The sequence below is a fragment of the Brevibacillus sp. YAE8 genome, from assembly GCF_057543335.1.
The window spans coordinates 71,953-91,152 of the sequence record NZ_BAAIYG010000007.1 but is presented as its reverse complement, the minus strand read 5'-3'; the positions used below and the strand labels follow the sequence as shown (position 1 = coordinate 91,152).

Here is a 19,200-nt window from a genome sequence, read left to right as displayed (position 1 = left end):
AAGATGGCACGAGGTTTTACAGTTATGTGTCGAAACGCCTGGGAGATTGGTAATGCAAGTTGGGGAAAATTATAATGAAGGTACATACGCAGCGAGCAAGCGCCTTTTCAGCGGGAAAGAGGGTACTATGGAACCAAATCAATTGATGGAAGCAGCTCAACGTTTTATCCGCACCTGCTACAGCGAGTTGAACAAGACGGCGGCCGAGACAGAGCAGCGTTTGCAGGAAGTCCGGTACCAGATCGAGTCACAAGGCTATTACGAGCACACAGAGGAAGAACTGCGCCACGGGACGAAGATGGCCTGGCGCAATAGCAATAGATGTATTGGACGCTTTTTCTGGGAATCGCTCATTGTGATGGACGAGCGCCATGTCCAGACAGAGGAGGAGATGGCCCAGGCGTTGCTGCGGCACATCGAGTTCGCGACGAACGGCGGGAAAGTGCGTCCGACCATTACCGTTTTTGCCCCTGCCATACCAGGGCGGCCGCAGATGCGCATTTGGAACCATCAGTTGATTCGCTACGCCGGGTATGAGACGGAGTACGGCATTCTGGGCGATCCGGCTTCGCTTGAGCTGACGAAGCTCTGTTTGAGCCTGGGGTGGCAAGGGGCTGGCACGCACTACGACATATTGCCGCTCGTCGTGCAGATTGGGGATCGGCAGCCGCAATTTTTTGAGATACCGCCAGAGCTGGTCATCGAAGTGCCGATCACGCATCCGGAAATAGCGGGCTTTGCAGACCTTGGCCTGCAATGGTACGGCGTGCCTATCGTCGCGGACATGCGTCTGGAAATCGGCGGCCTGGATTATGTGGCGGCTCCTTTTAACGGGTGGTACATGGGGACCGAGATCGGGGCGCGCAATCTGGCGGACGAACAGCGCTACAACATGCTGCCAAAAGTCGCGGAGGTCATGGGCCTAGACACGAGCCGGGAAGCGACGCTCTGGAGAGACAAGGCGCTGGTGGAGCTGAACGTGGCCGTGCTGCATTCCTTCAAGGAAAAAGGCGTTTCGATTGTCGACCATCACACAGCCAGTCAACAGTTCAAGCGCTTTGAGGAAAGAGAAGCCAAAAACGGCCGGGAGATTACAGGGGACTGGACGTGGCTGATTCCGCCGATTTCTCCTGCGGCTACCCACATTTTTCACAGCACGTACGACAACAAGATGGAGTCGCCGAATTTCCACTATCAGGCGAAGCCGGATTTGCCCAAAAAATAAGGGAAACAACAGGCAAAATGTCGCGGACGACGGTTCGCGGCATTTTTTTGTACAGATAAATGGGCGCACAAGCTCCCGCCAGGAAGTTTGCGCAAAAGCAGGGCCTGTAAAGGATTTACAGTTATTTTCTTGCACAGAATAGGTGGCGAAATCGGCAAGATGTGATAAAATTAGTCGATAATGATTATCATTATTATAAAAATGTGGGGGAGATTCATTTTGCGCAAAACCGGATCTTTCAAAGTCATCTTACTGGCATTTATGCTGGTTCTCGTCGGGGTTCTGTCGGCATGCGGACAAGCTCCGGCCAATAATGCGGCCCAAACGGAGCAAGAGCAACCGGCTGCTCCAGCCAAAACCGAGAGCAGCGACGAATTTATCACCTATCAGGCACAAAACGGAGAGGTGAAAATCCCGAAAGACTTGAAACGGGTGGTCGTGCTGGCAGACAGCTACGTCGGTGATTTTCTCGCGTTGGGCATCAAGCCGATCGGGATTACCGATCATGTGATGAAAAACCCGTACATGAAAGGCAAGCTGGACGGCATTGAAAGCGTTGGCGACGGCTCTTCCGTAGAGAAGGTGCTCACCATGAATCCAGACTTGATCGTCGTGTTCGAAGGCGACAAAAATCTGGCGGAGCTCTCCAAAATCGCGCCGACCGTTGCGATTCCGTACGGCAAGAAAACGTTCCGCGAGCAGCTTCAAGAGTTCGGCAAAATGACGGGCAGAGAAGACAAAGCCAATGAGTGGATTGCTTCCTGGGACAAAAAGATCGCTGAGCTGAAGCCAAAAGTACAGGCGGCGGTAGGCGACAAAACGGTTGCCATCCTGCAGCCTTACGCGAAAGGCATCTATGCATTCGGACACAACTACGGCCGAGGCGGCGAAATCATTTACGGCGAATTTCAGTTGAAGGCTCCTGCTGCTACGCAAAAGGCTGCCATTGACAGCGGCACCGGTTGGGCGGAAGTCTCGCTGGAAACATTGCCGGACTTCGCTGGCGATTACATTTTCACAAGCGCATGGAGCGGAGATGACGCCGATCCGGAAGCTGTCTACGGCTCTAATGTCTGGAAGGGACTTCCCGCTGTGAAAAACAACAAAGTATTCCAGCTCGACCGCGATGGTTCTTACTTCAACGACCCGATTTCGCTGGAGGCCCAGCTTGATTTCATCGTAGAAAAACTGACGCAAAACTAAGCCGATCAATAGAAAACCCCCGAGTCAGAAACAGCACAATCGCTGTCTGACTCGGGGGTCTTTTGCTGTTAACGGCTGTAGTAGCTGCTGAGTGCTTGCAGCAGGCCCAGCGGATTCTTGCGCAAATCTTTGGCGCTGAAGAAGACGCTGCCCTGGACTTCAGGGATTGTCGCGTTGAAATTCAGTTGATTGATAATCTCCTGAGAGCTTTGCCAGCCTGCTTCGGCTGTGCCCAGCTTGTAAGGAGAATGGCCGATGAACAGCTTGACGTTGGTGCCGCGTACCTCGTTCGCCCACCAGGTGACGAGCTTGTCGTACTGGGCCGGGGCAAAGGAGAGGCTCCAGTAAATTTGCGGCGTGACATAGTCCATCCAGCCTTGCTTGATCCAGGTGCGGACGTCGGCGTACATATGGTCGTAGGCAGTGACGCCTGCTTTTGTATCGGAGCCTGTCTTGTCGACGGCGATGTTGCGCCAGACGCCAAACGGGCTGATGCCGAACTGGACATGCGGCTTGGCGCTTTTGATCGCCTGGTTGAGCTGCTGCACGAACTGGTTGATGTTGTCGCGGCGCCAGTCCGCTTTTGTCGCGATTTTTTTGCTGTTGTAGCTTTTGAAGGTCGCATCGTCGTTAAAGGTGCCGTTGGACGGATAGAAGTAATCGTCCAGATGCACGCCGTCGATGTCGTAGCGCTGCACGACTTCCATGATCTCGGCAATGATTTGCTGGCGGGCTTGCGGGATGCCCGGATTGATGTACAGCTTGTTGCTGGAATTGACGATCCATTCCGGATGTTTTTTCACGACGTGAGTGGCGGCGAGCTGGTCTGTTTTCGCGTCCACGTTGGCGCGGAACGGATTGAACCAGGCGTGGAACTGCATGCCGCGGCGATGTGTTTCCGCCACCATGAAGGCGAGCGGGTCGTAGCCGGGATTTTTCCCTTGGGTGCCCGTCAAATATTTGGACCACGGCACGAGGGAGGACGGGTACAAGGCGTCTGCCGAAGGGCGCACCTGCACGAACACGGCATTCATTCCCATCGCTTGCAGCTCGTCCAAAAGCTGTATGTATTCCTGCTGCTGCTTGGCCTGGTTTCCGTAGGAGCCAGTCGAAGGCCAGTCCAGATTGTACACGGTCGATACCCATACGCCGCGCAGCGAACCGCTATTGGAGACGGGAGGCGTTGGCGGAACGACGACGGAGCTGTCGTTTCCACCCGGAATGTCTTGCGGCGGCGGAGTGACGGCTACGGGGCTTCCCGTCGACAGCGTGATCGTTCTCGTTTCCTGCGTCCAGCCTACCTGCAGGCCAAGCTGCTCGGAGACAAAGCGGAGCGGAACCATGACCCGGCCCTGTTTATTTTGGACAGAGGCATCGAGAGGCACGGTGCTGTCGTTGACGAGCGCGTAATTTTGGTTGATCGTCATGGACAGCACGGTATCGCCTTTCAAAATCGTGGCCGTCTGCAAGTTTTGATCCCAGTAAACTTCTGCGCCAAGACTTTCGCTGATGACCCGCAGAGGGACCATCGTGACATTGACTTTGGGGATGATGTACGGAGCGACATCGCTTCTGACTTGCTGCCCGTCCAGAAAGATGCTGATCGCAGGAGATGCCTGCGCAGCCTGCACAGATGTCCCCATCGCTGGAATGCACAGCACGAACGTAAGCAAAAGCATAAACCACTTGCGTAACTTCATTTTGTGAATCCTCCGACACGTATTATTTGCTGCAAAACTCTCGCTAATCGTTAGACGTCTTATTATATCGTTTGTTACGGTGGTGTGGGAGGAGAATTGATTCGATTCTGTTCATTTCGACAAAAAAGCTGGCTGGAACCACCCAAGCCGACGGGGAATAGGCAAAGACATAGGCCGTTTTTTAGGGAGAGGAATAGCTGCATGAGTTCTTTTCTTTCGCAAAAGGTGCCGATTGTGTTTGTTCCGGGGCTGTTTGGGTCGATGAACGATCAGATTATACCGGGGACGGGGGACTGGAGCTTCGGTCTTGCGCGAACCGCATACGAGCCGTTCATTCGCATGCTGGAAAATATGGGGTACAGACTGAATGAACAGTTGTTTGTCGCTTTTTATGACTGGCGCAGGCCCATTGGCATTTCCGCGGAGCACTCTCTCGTGCCCGTCATCCAATGGGCGAAGCAGGTGACGGGTGCAAGCCATGTCAACCTCGTCTGCCACAGCATGGGCGGCCTGGTAGCCAGAGCGTACGTGCAAGGCGATACGTACCAAAACGACGTGGACCAACTGCTTGTTTTTGCCACGCCCAACGCAGGCTCGCCGATCAGCTATTGCTACTGGGCAGGAGGAAAGCTCCCGCGCCCGGTTCCGGGAAAAAGAAATGTGCTGGAAATTTACATGAACGTATATCTCGCTTATTTGGAGCAGGGCAGGCCGTTTAAACGCGTCCAGGCGATCCAGAGGCATTTTCCGAGCCTGCTTGACCTGGTGCCTGCCGCCGACTACGGGGACTACTTGCTGGAGAAGAAAAACGGGGCGGAGAGCTTTGTTCCGTACAGCAGCATGGTGGTCAAAAATCATTACATGGACCTGCTCAACAGCACGATGGGGCTGATTTACGAGCGCAACATCCGCATCACGGTTGTGGCAGGGATTGGGCAAGAAACGATTCATTACTTGCGCACGGTGCCGTCGCTTTCCCCGACCAAATGGGTCGACGGGAGAGTCGTTGGTTCCATCAGCAGCTCGGCAGGCGACGGCAGCGTCATGGCCAAAAGCGTGTTTACGCTGGAGGGAGACAAATATTACGTCGAAGCAACTCATTTGGATATTTTGTACAAGAGCGAGCCGCTGCTGAGACAGCTTCTGGGATCGTGAAGCGAATGTGGCAGGTGCTTTTCGACAAAAAAAGAGGATTGGGCCAGGGGGAACCGGGCACAAGTCCTCTTTTTCCAGTATAAGGGCAACCAAGGCTGCGTCAATGGCTTGGCGCAGCCAAGTTTTCTAATGCAGAGCAGAATGGATGCGAGGCGTAGCCAGTATTCGTGCAACGTAGGCTACGGTAATTTTTCGGCCCATACAAATTCTCAACATGTGTCTGGACAGCTTTGGCATCGGGGCGGACAGGCTGCGCACAGTAAAAAGGCCGGGCGAAGGAAATCTCCAGCCCGACCTGCTGTTTTCTTTTGACGAATGTGTGGTTCGTCTGCTCGCTGTCAGTAAGCGACGCTTTTGGAGACGAAGCCGACCAGGACATTTCCTTGCGCGTCCTGGGTGGAGCCGTAATACCAGTCGCCGTGCTCGCCGACGACCTGGACCAGCGCATGCTGTACGGCATAGCCTCTGCCGCGGCTTTCCGCAGAAGGCGTAGCGAAGAAGTAGCCTTTTTCTGCATGAATGCTGACCGTTTTAGGGGTGATGGGAGTATAGCTGGTAATGACTTTCTTGGAGACGAAGCCTTGTCCGATGGCGACGAATTCCGGGTGAGTGCCGGAGTCGACAAGCTCAAAGCCATACCAGAGCGTCGTGGTCACCGGCGAGTCGGCAGAGGGAGCGGCAAAAACATTCGCTTGCTCTACCGCTACAATGACTTTGGGTGCGACTGGCTTCGGCTGCTGCACTGGTTTGGCCGCTGGCGGCTTGGGTGTGGCGGGCTTCGCCTGGCTGTTGCCGGAAGAACGGCCGCCGGAAGAGTTGCTTCCTTTGTTGTGGTAGTGGTACTCGCCGTACTTCAAGCCCCATTTTTCGCAATTCGTTCTGCAAGTATGTCCGCCGTTTGCATCTGTGCGACCGGGATGCGCTTCCAGCGATTGAAGAGGGAATAAAATAACGGCAAGAATGAGAGCGAACAAAAATGCTGCTTTTTTCATGGCTATCCTCCAAAAGTATCATTTTGAATATTATACCAATTTTTCTGGCGTTTGGACGAGGACAGACGCAAAAAAACCGGGTAGTTTGCCCTACCCGGTGTAAGTCCGAAATGTATTTTGCCAATGACCGCAGTGGTCAAGGAGTAGCTTTGGCCCGCAGCAGGTTCAACCCCATCCCGATAAAGACGATCCCGGTCAATTTGTTCAGGATAGAGGAAAAATGCGGATTGTTGCGCAGCTTTTGCGTGACGAACGAAGCGAACAGTGCGACCAGGCTGAACCAGATTCCGCCCGTCAGCGTGAAAGTCAGGCCCAACAGGAGAAAAGGCAGCGGACCTGTGTGGGTCGCGTCGACGAATTGCGGCAAAAACGCGATGAAAAACAAAGCGACCTTCGGATTGGTAACGCTCGTGACAATCGCTTGCCCGTACACCTTCCCCGCTTTCCGGCCAGGCGAGGCCGTGGAGTCGAACGACAGCGCTTCCTTGGTCATGAACATGCGCACGCCCAGGTAGACGAGATAGGCGACGCCGAGAATTTTGACGATGTTAAAAAGCACGACCGATTGGGCCAGGATGAGCGACAGGCCGAAAGCAGCCAGCACGGTGTGAATGAGCGAGCCTGTCAGGATGCCGAGAACAGAGAGGATGCCAGCCTGACGTCCCTGCGAAATGCTGCGGCTGATAATGTACATCGTGTCGGTTCCGGGAATCAGGTTAAGCATGATCGCTGTCAGTACAAACGCTTCGTAATGAACAATGCCAAACATCTCTCTTCACACTCCATTCATCGTAAGACAGGACGGTCACCATGCCTGTCTGGGCGCGCGTTCCCCTATTTTTGCTTAAACAACTGCTCTTATTTTGCCAACACTGCAAAATCTGTGTCAATAACAACATGGTTTGCGAAACAGCCCGTAATTCAATCCGAGTACGAAAAAAAGCCCCTGACGACAAAATCGGTGACAGGAGCTTTTCTCATATCCGTGCCGACTGCCATGGCCGAAGCAGCGACAAGTTGCTTAGTGCGCTGATGGAACGCCTTACGGAGCGGTTTGCGGAGTGCGTATCCACCCCTCTTGTCCGTCCAGTGTAATCTGGGACCAGCCGTTCAGCTCTGCGCCGATGGCGAGAGACTCGTCTGCCACCACTTCGCCGATCACGTCATACTCTTCGCCTGGCCCCGCAAACACCTGCACGGTTTGCGGCTCGGCGGCAGGCTCCTCAGCGGCCGGGGCGTCAACGCCAGTGCCAGTGCCGGAGGAATCCGTATCCGTTTCAGCCTCGTCCGCGTCAGGCGCCATGTCGGCGACCTTTTCGACGTAGGCCAGCCCTTCGGAAGTGAGCTTGAACCGGGCGTACTCCTGCTTGCCTTTTCCTACCGCATTCTTAATGATGGCATGCTCGGCATCTTCTACCGCAAATTCGTCCGCTTCGATCGCAAAGCGCTGCTCCATCGTCTTTTGCGACAAGTCAGGCAGCAGGCCCGTGTAGGAAAACTCCCGCTCTTTGCCCGCCGCCTGCACGAGCATGACAGGCGCTTTGGCGCCGCCCAGAGCGTCCGCGATATGGACGCGCACCGATTTTATGTCAAGGCCGTCAAAGCTGTGCTCCAGATAGACGAGCGAATCATCCTGCAGCTTGGCTGCAACGTACAGACGCTGATCCTCTTCCACGAGGCCATACGCATACAGCTTGGCTCCCCATAGATCGGTACCGGAGAAGATTTCTGTAAAAATTTTGTCCGGGTATTTGACCGCAAGCAAACGGCCTGGGTCATAGTCGAGCCAGCGATTCTCCACTTCCGCTACGAGCGTCGCCGTGTCTTCCAGTGGGCTCAGCTCCTGATACAACTCAATCGCTTTGGAAAATTGGCGCGACTTGGCGTACTGCTCCGCCTCCCGCAAGCGAGCTTTCAGATGGTCGCTGATCGTATCGAGCGCACGGGAATCATCCGGGAGCACATCCTGTATTTTCCGGTAAGCGGCCGCCATTTTGACGAACGAGGCGAGGTCCTGCTTGCGAATTGCTTCTTTCAGTTCGTCCTGCGCGTACTTTTCCAGCCGCGTCAGCAGCCAGTCTGCCGCAAAGCTCTGCTCGGCATAGTGGCGCAGACTGCTCGCCGTCCTGAAAATCACTTCCTCAAAAGAGGCGTTGTTTATCAAGGAGCGCAGCTTCGTTTTTTCATAGTGCTCAAACAGCGCCAGCAGCGCTTCCTGCTTTTGGGGCTGGCCGCCGTAGTACTCCGCGGGAATGGCGAGCAGCGTATCAATGAACGATTCGTCGCGATAGCTTTCTTTGTCCAGATTCGCCTGCGACTGGCCGCGGGCAGCCTGCATCGCCTGCTGGTAATAGTCGGACCAGCCTTTTTCCAGGCGCAAATGAGCGGACAACTGCTGGAAAAACGCAGCCGCTGCGCCAGGCTGGTTCGCGTATGTCTTTCGCATGGCCTGGTATGTCTCATACGTCTCCAAAACGTCCGCGTCCTGTTTGGCCTGCATGGCGGTTTGCGCTTTTTGCTGAAGCCCCTCCATTTCCAGACGGATCGAGGTCAACTGCGACATGAGCGCGCTCCACTGCTCGTCCCCGTAGGAGATGGCGCCGATGTCGCTGGCCCGGGCAAAGCTTTCCTCGGCTTGCAGCAGGTTGTTGGCTTCATAATAGGCTTTGGCCTGATCGTACAGGGTCATCTGTCTGTACCCGAGCACAAGCTTGACGCAAACAGCGACAAGCGCGACGGAAAACACGATGAGCGCCACATTTCGGACAAACAGCGATTTTTGATAGGATGAGATTTTCATCAAAGGCGGCTCCTTCACAGTACGCCTTTAAAATCAGGATCAAAGGCGAAATGCGTATCTACCCTGTTTTTGGTAGAATGATATAGTTGCTCCCAGCCTTCGCTTCGATGCGTCTGGAGCATTTTGGCGAGCCGCAGCAGCCGTTCGCGAGGCAAATAATCCATAAATTCGATAATCAGGTCCTGATACTCGTCCACATACGTCCTCATCCGCAAAGCCGCGCCAGCCACTTGCCCAATCAGTTGCTCCCCGTTTTCCAGCAGCAAAATTTGCTTTTTGTAGCGCCGGACGTAATCCAGTACGGCTTTTTTGACCAGCGACGGCTGCACTTTGACGACTTCACGCACGTATTCCATGAAGTCTTTGTCATAGGTGGAGGGGATCAGCGTTTCCAGTTCAAGCTCCATGTCCTTGCGCAGCACGAAGTGATTCAGAAACATGATTTTGCGAATTTTGATCGTATCAGAATCGACAAAATAGCCGATTTCTCGCGTTTTTTCGTAGGCTTCCTTGATCCGTCCGGCCTTGACGTCGGCTCCGACCTGTTCCAGATGCTGCAGCAGCGATTTTTTGAGCGCTTCTTCCTCGCGGGTGAAAAACGTCAGCAACTGGGCGTCTCTCTCATACGAACCGTACTTTTTTTGCATCGCGAAAAAAAGGCAAACGAGCAGCAAGCCCACGCCAAAAGCAACGGCTATCTGCACCAGCGTGTCGGCACAGAGGATCGCGAGGCAAATGAACAGGCCGAGCAGCAAAAAGCGCGTCTGCACATAGCGGCGCGTCACGGCAGCGGAGACTTCGCGAACCGGGGTGTAGGCTCTGCCGCACGCGTCACAGTGCGTATCCCAGAAGACGTGGTACGTGTGGCATCGTTTGCAGGCCATGATCCGTTCAAAAGCGTGCGCCGTTTTCCGACTCTTTCGAAATTGAACACCGATTCGTTTTCTCATGGCTGGTTCCTCTTCTCATTTAACAGACGGTGAAGATGCTGATCGATTTCGGCTGCGGAGAGGTTGCGCCGTTTCAGTCGCAGCAGCTTGAAGAAACGCACTGCCAGCAGCAAAAAAGCGGCAAAGAGAAGGAAATAAGTTAACATAAAAATTCTCCCTCATAAAAGTGTCGAAATCTGTAACAAAGAATCACGTCGTATCGTATTACGAGTAGGAGCGCAATCATCTACTACTTTTTCACTATTCTTTAATCTAGTGGTATAGTGTCACAGTCTTACTTTGTTTGCAATAGTACTTAAATTCTGTACGCAGAGGGGTCCTCATGAAAAAGTTACGTTTTGGCTTGTGGTATCGATACGCATTGTGTCTCATGGTTCTGTTTGTGTCAGTCATCTACGGTGCGCACTCAGGCTTTGCGCAAACCGCCGGAAACAGCATGGATGCGGTACTCGTCGTGGACGTCAGCAACTCGATGACGCAGAGCGACAAGAACAAGGTCAGCAATGAAGCGATGAAAATGTTCGTCGACATGACCTCGATTCAGGCGAACAAGATCGGCGTGATTTCGTACACCGACAAGATCGAGCGGGAAAAAGCGCTGATTCAGGTCAATTCCGAGGAAGACAAGAACGATATCAAGGCGTTTATCGACAGCCTGCAAAAAGGGGCGTACACCGATATTTCCGTCGGGGTGACCGAAGCGGTGAAAATTCTCGACGCCGGGCGCGATCCGGCCAATGCGCCGATCATCGTGCTGCTTGCTGACGGCAACAACTATTTGAACAAGGCGTCTGGCAGGACGCAGGCCCAGTCTGACCAGGACCTGCAAAAAGCGGTCAAGGAAGCAAAAGACAAAGGCTACCCGATCTACACGATCGGCCTGAACGCGGACGGCCAGCTCAACCGCACGACTTTGCAGCAGATTGCCTCCGAGACGAACGGCAAGTTTTTTGAAACAAGCACAGCGGACAGGCTCCCGCAAATATTGAGTGAAATTTTTGCCAATCATTTGAAGCTCAAGGTCGTCCCGGTCAAAAGCTTTACAGCGAACGGCCAAGCCCAGGAAGTTCCGATCTCCATCCCGAACGCGAGCGTCCTGGAAGCGAATATTTCGATCATGTCGCCAAAAGCGGTGGAAGTGAAGCTGTTTGACCCGGCGGGCAAGCCAGTGGCGATTCCGTCCGATCAGGTGCGGCTGAGCAAATCGAGCGCGTACACGATGGTCAAGCTGGTGAAGCCGCAGCAGGGCGACTGGAAGCTTCAGGTAAAAGGCGCTCCCAAGGAAAAAATCGACATCAATCTGATCTTCAACTACGACTTGCAACTGGAGGCAGAGCCGCTCCAGGCAACCAGCTTCAAAGCCGGGGACGTCGTGCCGATCAAGGCCGCTCTCGTGTCCAACGGCCAGCCGATCACAAGCCCCGACCTGTACAAGCAGATGAAGGCGACGCTGATCGTGGAGGACAAGACGGACAACAAAACGAGCGAAGTTGCTTTGAATAACACTGGCAGCGGATTTGCCGGCAGCTTCACGATTCCCGCCGACCATGCTTACGAGCTGAAAATCAAGGCGGAGGATACGAGCTTTTACCGCGAGACGAAGCCGTTGGTCGTGGATGCATCGCAGACGGCTGGCGCAGGAACGACGAAGCCGCAGCAGCCGACAACGACCGCGCCTGGCGAACAATCGAAACCATTTCCGTGGCTGACCGTAGTAGGAGGTGCGGTGCTCCTTACCCTCCTGATCGGAGCCGGGCTGTACGCGCTGGCGCTCTGGCGCAAGGCCAACAAAGGCTTCATCGGACAGATCGCGATCGAAATCGTGGACGAGGACACAGGCGACAAATCCAATCCGCAGTACAAAAAACTGAGCGCGTTCAAAGGAAAAGTGAAGCTGCACCAGCTTCTGCAGCTCGCACCGGAGTTTGCGGAGACGGAGAAAGTCATCTTTTTGCCGGGAAGAAATGATACGCTGATTATCGAGAACCGCTCCACCTGCCGGATCGAAAAGGCGGGACGCGTGCTGGATGTCAGCCGTGGCAAAGAACTGAAGAAAAACGATCGCATCAAAATTTCGTTAACGAATGTCAACAAGTCCGTTTATGTAGACTACATCGTCTAGGAGTGGATCGGTATGAAAGCAGTAGTGAGAGAACATATTCAGCAACTGGACGTATCGCTTGGCGGCGGTATCGTCAGCGACAAGATTCGTGTAGACACCATCGACAACCCGATGCTCGTCATCGGGCTGGGCGGGACAGGCATCGACGCGCTCTTGCGCCTCAAATATCAGGTGAACAGACGCTTCAAGCTGCCAGTCGATGCGCTGTCGAAAAAACGCAAGGAAAAGCCGGACAATATTGAATTTATCGCGTTTGAGACGAACGAGCACGACCGCAACAAAAAGTACAAAGGCATCGGACTCGATCCGGTGACCGAGTTCGTCCTGTTGTCCAATCCGGAAATCGGGGGCGTGCTGCAAAACCGCAGCATTCTGGAGCCGTACATAACGGAATGGCTCTCGCCCGAGCTGACGATTACAGACGGCATCAGCGGGGCATCCGGCGTGCGCCAGGCAGGGCGGCTGCTGCTGTTTACCAAAATCACGCAAGTCGTCCAGACGATTGAGAAAAAGATCAAAATGCTCTGCGAGGGCACGAACAAAAAGCTGACCGTCTTCCTGTTGAGCGGCTTGTCCGGCGGGACAGGCAGCGGCTGCTTCCTCGACATCGCCTACATCGTGCGCGGAATTTTGGAGCGCGACTTCGGCAGCGCCGGGGTGGACAAGGTCAATACGCTCGGCTACCTGTTTACGCCGGACGTCAACCTGTCGAACAAAAGCCTCAGCTCGCACACGCGCGACTACATCATGAAAAACGGCTACGCCGCGCTCAAGGAGCTTGACTACTGGATGAACGCCGACGAGCGCCAGGAGCGCTTTCGCCAGCAGTACGGCAATGTGCTGACGGTGCAATCGCCAATGCCGCCGTTCAACCTGTGCCATCTGATCTCGGCGACGAACCTCGAAGGCAAGGCGCTGGAAAACGCCTACGACTACTGCATGAACGTGACGGCGGAGAACATCACCAACTTCATGGCGAGCGAGGAAAAGCGCTCCGGCGAAGAGTTCGCCATTCACGACTACATCAGCAACATCCGGACGAACATCAACCAGATGCCGAAAGCGTACGCGGCCAACTACCAGTACAACGTGATCGGCGCTTCCTCGGCAGTATTGCCAATCGAGGAAATGACGACCTACCTGGCGTACCGCCTGTTCAAAAAGATGGAGAAAATGTTCCACGTAGCGCCGACGCAGGAGGATGCGGAGAAGTTCGCCCGCAAGCTGGGAATTGATATCGACTCGGTCTCCCGCAAATTCGAGGAGCGAGTGCCGGAGCCGCTGCCAGGCTACGAGAACAGCGAGCGCCTCAGCTACAGCAACGTGATTTCGCAACAAGTCGTGAGCATCGACCACGAGCTGGAGCAAGGCTACCTCGCCAAAGCGCGCGAGGCGTACATCAAATGCAAGAAGCAGACGCCAGGCGAAATGATCGGCGTATTCGGGGAGATGATTACCCGCGTCTTCCTGCACCCGCAGCAAGGGCCGTTCTACGCGTCGCGTCTGATTCATTCGGACAAAGGCTTTTGCCTGATGAAAATGATCCTCTCCTACGTGGAAAGCTTGAAGGCCACGCTGGAAAGCTACCCGCGGGAGATCGAGGCCGCGCGGGAAAACGCCAACGAAAAGCTCGGCGATGCTCGCAGCGCGTTCATCTCCAAGGAGAAAAAGAAAAACCTCTACATCGAGGCGAAAATCAACGAGTACCAGCTCCTGGCCGACCAGGAGAAGCTGGAGCAGATGATCGAGTTTTACGAAGAGCTGCACCGCCTGCTGAATGCGGAAAACAACCGGATTTACAACGTGTTCACGGAGGTTTTGAACGCGCTCAACCAGATTTTCGAGCAAAACGGCGACATCCTGATTAACGGCGGAGAAGAGATGGACCGCACAGGCAACAAGACGTACTACTGGAACATCGTCAGCGTGCCGGATATCGCCAAGGTGGTCGGAAACATCCTGGAGCAAAAAGACGCCGACGACCTGATCCGCGACTTCACGAGCGAGCTTTTGCGCCACTCCGACAAATGGGTCAAGGAGCAGGAGCTGGATATCGTCAGCTCGATCTCGGAATTTCTCTCGGAGAAGTTCGGCGAGCTGATTACCAAATCAATGGAAGAGTTCCTCGTCATCAAATACGGTCAGGACGAGACGCTCGATCGCATCGTGGAGCGCAAGATCGCCAGCAAGCTGGACGAAGAGGCGATTCCGGTCTTCCATCTGAGCAACAATCTCGGCAACATGCACTTCCCGTCGTGGGGCTTCGTGTCTGTTCCGCTGAAAGCACCGTCGATTTTGAAAGGAATCAAAAACTATCAGAATACGGCGATTAGCGGCTCGCGCTTCACGGTTAAGGAAAGCGAAGTCAAAAACCGCATTTTCTGGCTGAATACGAAAAACGGGGTGCCGCTGTTTGCCTACACGCCGCTGAAGGTGTACGAGGAAAGCTACGAGCGCACGATTCTCGACCGCGAAGGCATCGGCCGCCACCTCGTGCAGACGGAGAAAAACAACTGGGCGTACCTCCCGTCGCCAATCCCGGAAAAATCGTGGGGCGACACGTACCAAAACGAGCGGATCAAAGCTTACAACGCCAAGGTTCGCGAGCTGTTTGCGCAGGCCATGCGCTACGGCTGCATTCGGGAAAAAGGCCACGACAGCAAGACGAGCAACCGTTACGAGTGCGTAGTGTCCAAGCCGTTTTCGATCAACGCATTTATGGAGAAGTACCAAAGCGACACCGCCAAGCTCAGTCCCGGCGAAATCAAGCGGGCGTTGGCAGAGCTTAGAGGCTTCATGAAGGACGGGCTTGCGCAGGAGAGCGTTCGCGACATTTTCGGCAGCATCAACGAAGAGCTGGCGAAGGAAAATCTGATCCGCTCGCCGCAGCTCATTCGCTTGCTCGAAGAAGAGGTGCGCAAATACGCGGAGATCGAAGCGAAAATCCAGGAGCTGGAGCAAATCGTCAACGCCATCCAGGGCGAGGAGGAGCTTTTGACCCGCTATATCGAGGCGCTGTACACCGGCACGATTTGCAAGCGCGGCGCCCTGTACGTCTACGACAAGGACGAGGAAGAAGAAGCGTGGGAGCCGTTCGTCAACCTGATGAAAGTGAACAAGCACGTAGAGTTCGCCATCTACGAAAAGTTCCGCGCCCTCGACCACAAGAGCATGGCGGCGATTCAGCGCAAGTCGGCCAAGCGCAGCGACGCGTTTGTCTCGGCGGAGGATACCGAGCAACTCGTGAAAAAGCTGGATGAAATCGCAACGGCGTTCCAGAGCGTGAAAAACGATCTGGAGTACGACCGCGACGAGTACGTAAACGGCGAGGAAATGTACCAGTTCTACAAAAAAGTGTGGGCAAAAGTAAACGACATGCGCAAGACGCTGCAATAAACGAGGGAGGAAGCATGAGGGATTTGATTAACGAGTTCGCGACCCAATACGTGGCGGATTTACAGCGGCAACTGGATAGCGGATACGGGCAGCGCAGCCTTCAAAACCCCGTGCTTTTCCTCTTTATCGGGGACAAGAGCGTAGAGGCGCTGCGAGCAGTCTGCGCGAGCAATGAGCGCGACTGGCAAAACAGCCGCGGCGTCCTCTACATGCACGCCTATCAGGAGAAGACGTGGGAACATCCGCAAGTGCTCGGCTGCCGGCTGCCGCAGGCGGATGCGGACAAGAAGACGATGCGCTCATCGGTCCACGAGCGTTTTGTCGAGGACGAAGCCAGCAAAATGGAACTGAACAAGGCGATGAAGCTGGCGAGCGTGCGCATCGCGGAAACAGGCAAGCTGTTTTCTGCCTTTCAGCAGGTGAACATCGCCGTCGTGACCAGAGCGGACGACCCTGCCGCGATTCTTTTGCCAGAGCTGACCTTGCTGTTGAAAAGCTACCTGAACGAGCTGTTCAAAAACGTGTCGGCTGACCTGTACGTCTTGCTGCAGGAACGGAATAACGGAGAGGCGTTCGGCTTTTCGGCGGCGCTCTCCGTCAGCTTCCTGGAGGAGCTGAACCGCTATCAGCGAAGCGATTACAGCTATCGCGCCAATTTGCTCGTGACCGAGGATCTCGTCAAGCTGCCGGTCGAGCACGAGAAGGCGCCTCTGTTTTCCATCGCCTATCTGCTCAGCGACAAGACGGAGCACGGCCTGTTTCTCGAAGGCGGGATGCAGGAAAATTACGAGCTGATTAGCAAGCTCGTGCTGCTCAACAACAAGCAGGCAGAGCACGAGTTCAGCGAGGGCAACGAAGGCTACAACAAGCTGCAGTTCATTCGCAGCATTGCAGGCGACGGCGGGCAGACCCGATTCGCGTCTGCGGGGCTGTCCAAGGTGAAGCGCCCGACTCACGCGATTGCGCTGACAGTGCTTGCCGCTGTTTTTGACCGTTACTGGGAGCGGCTCAAAGAGGGAGAGCTGGTGCCGAAGACAAAAGCGCGGGAAAAGCTGGGGCTGTCTGCGCATGAGCTGGAGCGGAAAATGGCGGCGATCATGCCCGAACCGCACATGCTGGAGGAAATGACGGGCCTCATGACCTCCGGGGTCAGCTACAGCGAGCTGTCCGGCATGACGATGCGCGAGGCAGAGCTGGCGCTGTTTGACGGCAGCAGCCAGGCTTTTTTCGAGACGAATATGGCATCCGTTGCGAAGGAGAGGCTGGAACGCCTGCTGGTGCAGGAGCCTCTGGCGGATTTGATTCAGGATCGCGTCATGGCAGATGAACGCTTCGGCCTGTACGCCGCGTATCAGTTGACGGCGGAGCATGCCAACGGAGCCAATCTGCTGGACGAGCTGCGCACGGGAATCAGGGAGGCTGCGCGGCAAGTGGAGCTGATTCGCGCTGAGCTGGCCGAGCTTTACCAGCAGCGGGTAGATCGGCAGGACATTCGCGTTGGCGGCTTTTTCACGCGCGACAAGGAGCGTGTCCGCACGCTCGTCCGCCATCTGCTGCACGTCGTGTACGAGAAAAAGCTGGAGCTTTTGGAGTGGGAGCTGCTGCACGCCCTGCTCGTCGACTACGAGCGGCAGACGGAGGTCATTCACAGGCAGATCAGCGAGCAGGTCGACCAACTGGAAGGGCTGCAAAAGCAACTGCGCGAGATCGCCCAGGCGAGCGTCCGCGAAGCGACCGACTACCTGGGGAAAAACGTGGACGAGTATTACGAGTCCGTCGTCCGCGACACGATGCGTTCCCTGGAAGCGGCCAAAGGCAGCGGGTTTTACATGGAGCAGCGCTACATCGGCAGCGGTGCCCTTTTGTTCCAGAACCGGATAGCGGGACTGGTGGAGCGGCTGTGCCAGTTTTGCCGCAACGAGATTTTGACCCGTTCGCCGTTCGCCCTGTCTTTTGAAGCGGAGCTGCTGGCGCGTGCCAACGTCGGGGCCGCTTACGACAACAGAAGCGTGCTGACCCGCGAGGATTTGTTTTTCGATCTGTCCCAGGTGCTCGAACAGCGGGCGGCTGTGCACATGGAAGTGTTTCACTTCCTGCAAAAGCACCGCTACGAGGAAAAGTATCTGTTTGCGGATATTCACAACGACTTCGTCCAGTACGTGCTGCGCAAGGATGAGGGCATTCGGACGTACAAGCAAGGCTGCATCCACGAAGAGCAAAAAAGCGGGATAGAAAAAATGAACCTGATGGGTGGATTCGGCATGGAGGACCTGATGTTTTACCGCAATAACAAAAAGTACCACGCCTCCTACGTGGAGAGCGGATTTGTCTTTGACCGTGCGGGAGAGGAGGGAGCGTCATGAGCCAGAGAAAGCTGAGCCTGCTCATGGTTGTGTGCAGCCTGGTAGGTGGTGTGATCGGCTTTTTGGTAGGAGAGGTCATTCTGGATCGCCTGGCTGGCGAGATCGCGCAATGGCTGTTAATTGGACTTTATTTTGGTCAATATGCATTTTTCGTTGGACTGATGTGCCTCATTGCGGAAATGATCTCGCCACGCCTGAACGGTACAGGCTGGAAGCAGAGATATGCAGGTTTTTCCTGGAAAATGCTCGTCCCCAGCACGTTTGTGATGGTAGGCGTGGCAGCGATGCTGCTCCAACTGCTCTACGGATCGTCGTTCCAGGCGCCCAGCGGAGCCAACAATATCGTCATGCTGCTGGACACCTCTGGCAGCATGCGGCAGTCTGACCCGGACAACCAGTTGTTCAAGGCGGCAGCGGACATGGTGCAAAAAATGGACAGCGACATGAAGATTGCCGTCGTTACGTTCAACGACGAGACGTACGTGCTGCAGCCGCTCGTGGCGCTCAGCAGCCAGGCAGTCAAGGATGACGTCGTGCAAAAGCTGCTCAATCATTCGGGGACGGACGGCGGGACGCGGATCGAGCTGGCGCTGCAAACGGGGTTAGAGCAGCTAACGGCAGCCCAGCAGGTGGAGAACAGTACCGTCGTGCTGATGTCGGATGGCTACACCAGCCTGGATATTCCGGCAACGCTGGCTCCTTTCAAGCAGCATCAGGTGCTGGTCCATACAGTCGGGATGCGGAATATTGATGAACAAGGCACGCGTCTGTTGGAGCAGATTGCGGCAGAAACCGGGGGCCGCTACTTCAACGTCGAGCACGCCAATGAAATGACAGGCATCTTTGGGCAGATTTACGATATGAGCCGCCAGGACCGCAATCTTGTCTCCGAGCGGACGGGTGCCACGGCAGACAGCACGTTTTACGCGATTTTGCGGGTAGCGAGCCTGCTTGTGATCGGCGCTTTGCTCGGCTTGTCACTGGGACTGATTTTTGACAATCGCCATCTGGCAAAAAGCTTCACGATCGGAGGGGCGGTATCCGGTCTTCTGGCCGGGATCGTGCTGGAGACAGGGCTTTCCTCGATCTACTTGCTCGACATGGCGGTGCGACTGATCGCCGGCGCCTTGCTCGCCGTCGTTCTGACGCTGTTTACAGTCTTCATCCCAGTTCCGGCCAGCGGCGGATCGTCTTTTCAAAAGCGGAGGCTGGCCGCCCAGCAAAGTCCGCGCGCTCTCGGGGCAGGGAACGAAACCAGCAAACGGTTTGATCTGTAGAGGGAGCCTGATGAACC

General features: G+C 55.1%; 13 protein-coding genes. 7 read left to right on the top strand and 6 right to left on the bottom strand.

The annotated features are described in order from the left end of the window. Positions 1–127 precede the first annotated feature (127 nt). A complete protein-coding gene (locus AC27IT_RS12520) occupies positions 128–1,225 on the top strand; it encodes a nitric oxide synthase oxygenase (RefSeq protein WP_429777291.1) in 1,098 nt (365 codons plus the stop codon). A 219-nt stretch (positions 1,226–1,444) separates the two neighbouring features. Next, positions 1,445–2,428, top strand: coding sequence for an iron-hydroxamate ABC transporter substrate-binding protein (locus AC27IT_RS12515; protein ID WP_487091818.1), 984 nt, complete (start codon positions 1,445–1,447; stop codon positions 2,426–2,428). Between the two features lie 68 nt (positions 2,429–2,496). Here AC27IT_RS12515 and AC27IT_RS12510 read toward each other — a convergent pair whose 3' ends face one another. Continuing rightward, positions 2,497–4,128 (bottom strand): family 10 glycosylhydrolase, encoded by a 1,632-nt coding sequence (locus tag AC27IT_RS12510; protein WP_005831151.1) that lies wholly within the window; start codon positions 4,126–4,128, stop codon positions 2,497–2,499. A 201-nt stretch (positions 4,129–4,329) separates the two neighbouring features. Between AC27IT_RS12510 and AC27IT_RS12505 the strand changes: the two genes are divergently transcribed. After that, positions 4,330–5,283, top strand: a complete 954-nt coding sequence (locus tag AC27IT_RS12505; protein WP_122953021.1) for a PGAP1-like alpha/beta domain-containing protein — start codon at positions 4,330–4,332, stop codon at positions 5,281–5,283. Positions 5,284–5,621: 338 nt separating this feature from the next. Here the strand turns inward: AC27IT_RS12505 and AC27IT_RS12500 are convergent, their stop codons facing one another. From AC27IT_RS12500 to AC27IT_RS12480, 5 genes are all read right to left on the bottom strand, one after another. Continuing rightward, the gene (locus AC27IT_RS12500) at positions 5,622–6,275 is read right to left on the bottom strand and encodes a YHYH domain-containing protein (protein ID WP_005831155.1); all 654 of its coding nucleotides are present in this window, start codon (positions 6,273–6,275) and stop codon (positions 5,622–5,624) included. Positions 6,276–6,411: 136 nt separating this feature from the next. Next, positions 6,412–7,044, bottom strand: a complete 633-nt coding sequence (locus AC27IT_RS12495; protein WP_005831157.1) for a LysE family translocator — start codon at positions 7,042–7,044, stop codon at positions 6,412–6,414. Positions 7,045–7,317: 273 nt separating this feature from the next. Next, positions 7,318–9,075, bottom strand: coding sequence for an SH3 domain-containing protein (locus AC27IT_RS12490; protein ID WP_035987970.1), 1,758 nt, complete (start codon positions 9,073–9,075; stop codon positions 7,318–7,320). A 14-nt stretch (positions 9,076–9,089) separates the two neighbouring features. Further along, positions 9,090–10,025: a hypothetical protein gene (locus AC27IT_RS12485; RefSeq protein ID WP_221842894.1), complete on the bottom strand. Its 936-nt coding sequence runs from the start codon at positions 10,023–10,025 to the stop codon at positions 9,090–9,092. Then, the gene (locus AC27IT_RS12480; protein WP_007778284.1) at positions 10,022–10,171 is read right to left on the bottom strand and encodes a hypothetical protein; all 150 of its coding nucleotides are present in this window, start codon (positions 10,169–10,171) and stop codon (positions 10,022–10,024) included. Before AC27IT_RS12480 ends, AC27IT_RS12485 begins: the two co-directional genes overlap by 4 nt. Positions 10,172–10,347: 176 nt before the next feature. Here AC27IT_RS12480 and AC27IT_RS12475 point away from each other — a divergent pair, with 176 nt between their 5' ends. The 4 genes from AC27IT_RS12475 to AC27IT_RS12460 are packed head-to-tail and all read left to right on the top strand — an operon-like array spanning position 10,348 to position 19,183. Next, complete coding sequence (locus tag AC27IT_RS12475) at positions 10,348–12,147, top strand: vWA domain-containing protein (RefSeq protein WP_122952560.1); 1,800 nt, start codon at positions 10,348–10,350, stop codon at positions 12,145–12,147. A gap of 12 nt (positions 12,148–12,159) precedes the next feature. Further along, complete coding sequence (locus AC27IT_RS12470; protein ID WP_283858436.1) at positions 12,160–15,543, top strand: tubulin-like doman-containing protein; 3,384 nt, start codon at positions 12,160–12,162, stop codon at positions 15,541–15,543. A 14-nt stretch (positions 15,544–15,557) separates the two neighbouring features. After that, a complete protein-coding gene (locus AC27IT_RS12465; protein WP_026557640.1) occupies positions 15,558–17,906 on the top strand; it encodes a hypothetical protein in 2,349 nt (782 codons plus the stop codon). Continuing rightward, complete coding sequence (locus tag AC27IT_RS12460; RefSeq protein ID WP_025848110.1) at positions 17,903–19,183, top strand: vWA domain-containing protein; 1,281 nt, start codon at positions 17,903–17,905, stop codon at positions 19,181–19,183. Before AC27IT_RS12465 ends, AC27IT_RS12460 begins: the two co-directional genes overlap by 4 nt. The last annotated feature ends 17 nt before the right edge of the window (positions 19,184–19,200 follow it).

What these genes read in the sequence shown, in the direction of transcription:
- AC27IT_RS12520 (WP_429777291.1), top strand. Translation starts at nt 128, where the DNA reads ATGGAACCAAATCAATTGATGGAAGCAGCTCAACGTTTTATCCGCACC.
- AC27IT_RS12510 (WP_005831151.1), bottom strand. Translation starts at nt 4,128, where the DNA reads ATGAAGTTACGCAAGTGGTTTATGCTTTTGCTTACGTTCGTGCTGTGC.
- AC27IT_RS12505 (WP_122953021.1), top strand. Translation starts at nt 4,330, where the DNA reads ATGAGTTCTTTTCTTTCGCAAAAGGTGCCGATTGTGTTTGTTCCGGGG.
- AC27IT_RS12500 (WP_005831155.1), bottom strand. Translation starts at nt 6,275, where the DNA reads ATGAAAAAAGCAGCATTTTTGTTCGCTCTCATTCTTGCCGTTATTTTA.
- AC27IT_RS12495 (WP_005831157.1), bottom strand. Translation starts at nt 7,044, where the DNA reads ATGTTTGGCATTGTTCATTACGAAGCGTTTGTACTGACAGCGATCATG.
- AC27IT_RS12490 (WP_035987970.1), bottom strand. Translation starts at nt 9,075, where the DNA reads ATGAAAATCTCATCCTATCAAAAATCGCTGTTTGTCCGAAATGTGGCG.
- AC27IT_RS12485 (WP_221842894.1), bottom strand. Translation starts at nt 10,025, where the DNA reads ATGAGAAAACGAATCGGTGTTCAATTTCGAAAGAGTCGGAAAACGGCG.
- AC27IT_RS12480 (WP_007778284.1), bottom strand. Translation starts at nt 10,171, where the DNA reads ATGTTAACTTATTTCCTTCTCTTTGCCGCTTTTTTGCTGCTGGCAGTG.
- AC27IT_RS12475 (WP_122952560.1), top strand. Translation starts at nt 10,348, where the DNA reads ATGAAAAAGTTACGTTTTGGCTTGTGGTATCGATACGCATTGTGTCTC.
- AC27IT_RS12470 (WP_283858436.1), top strand. Translation starts at nt 12,160, where the DNA reads ATGAAAGCAGTAGTGAGAGAACATATTCAGCAACTGGACGTATCGCTT.
- AC27IT_RS12465 (WP_026557640.1), top strand. Translation starts at nt 15,558, where the DNA reads ATGAGGGATTTGATTAACGAGTTCGCGACCCAATACGTGGCGGATTTA.
- AC27IT_RS12460 (WP_025848110.1), top strand. Translation starts at nt 17,903, where the DNA reads ATGAGCCAGAGAAAGCTGAGCCTGCTCATGGTTGTGTGCAGCCTGGTA.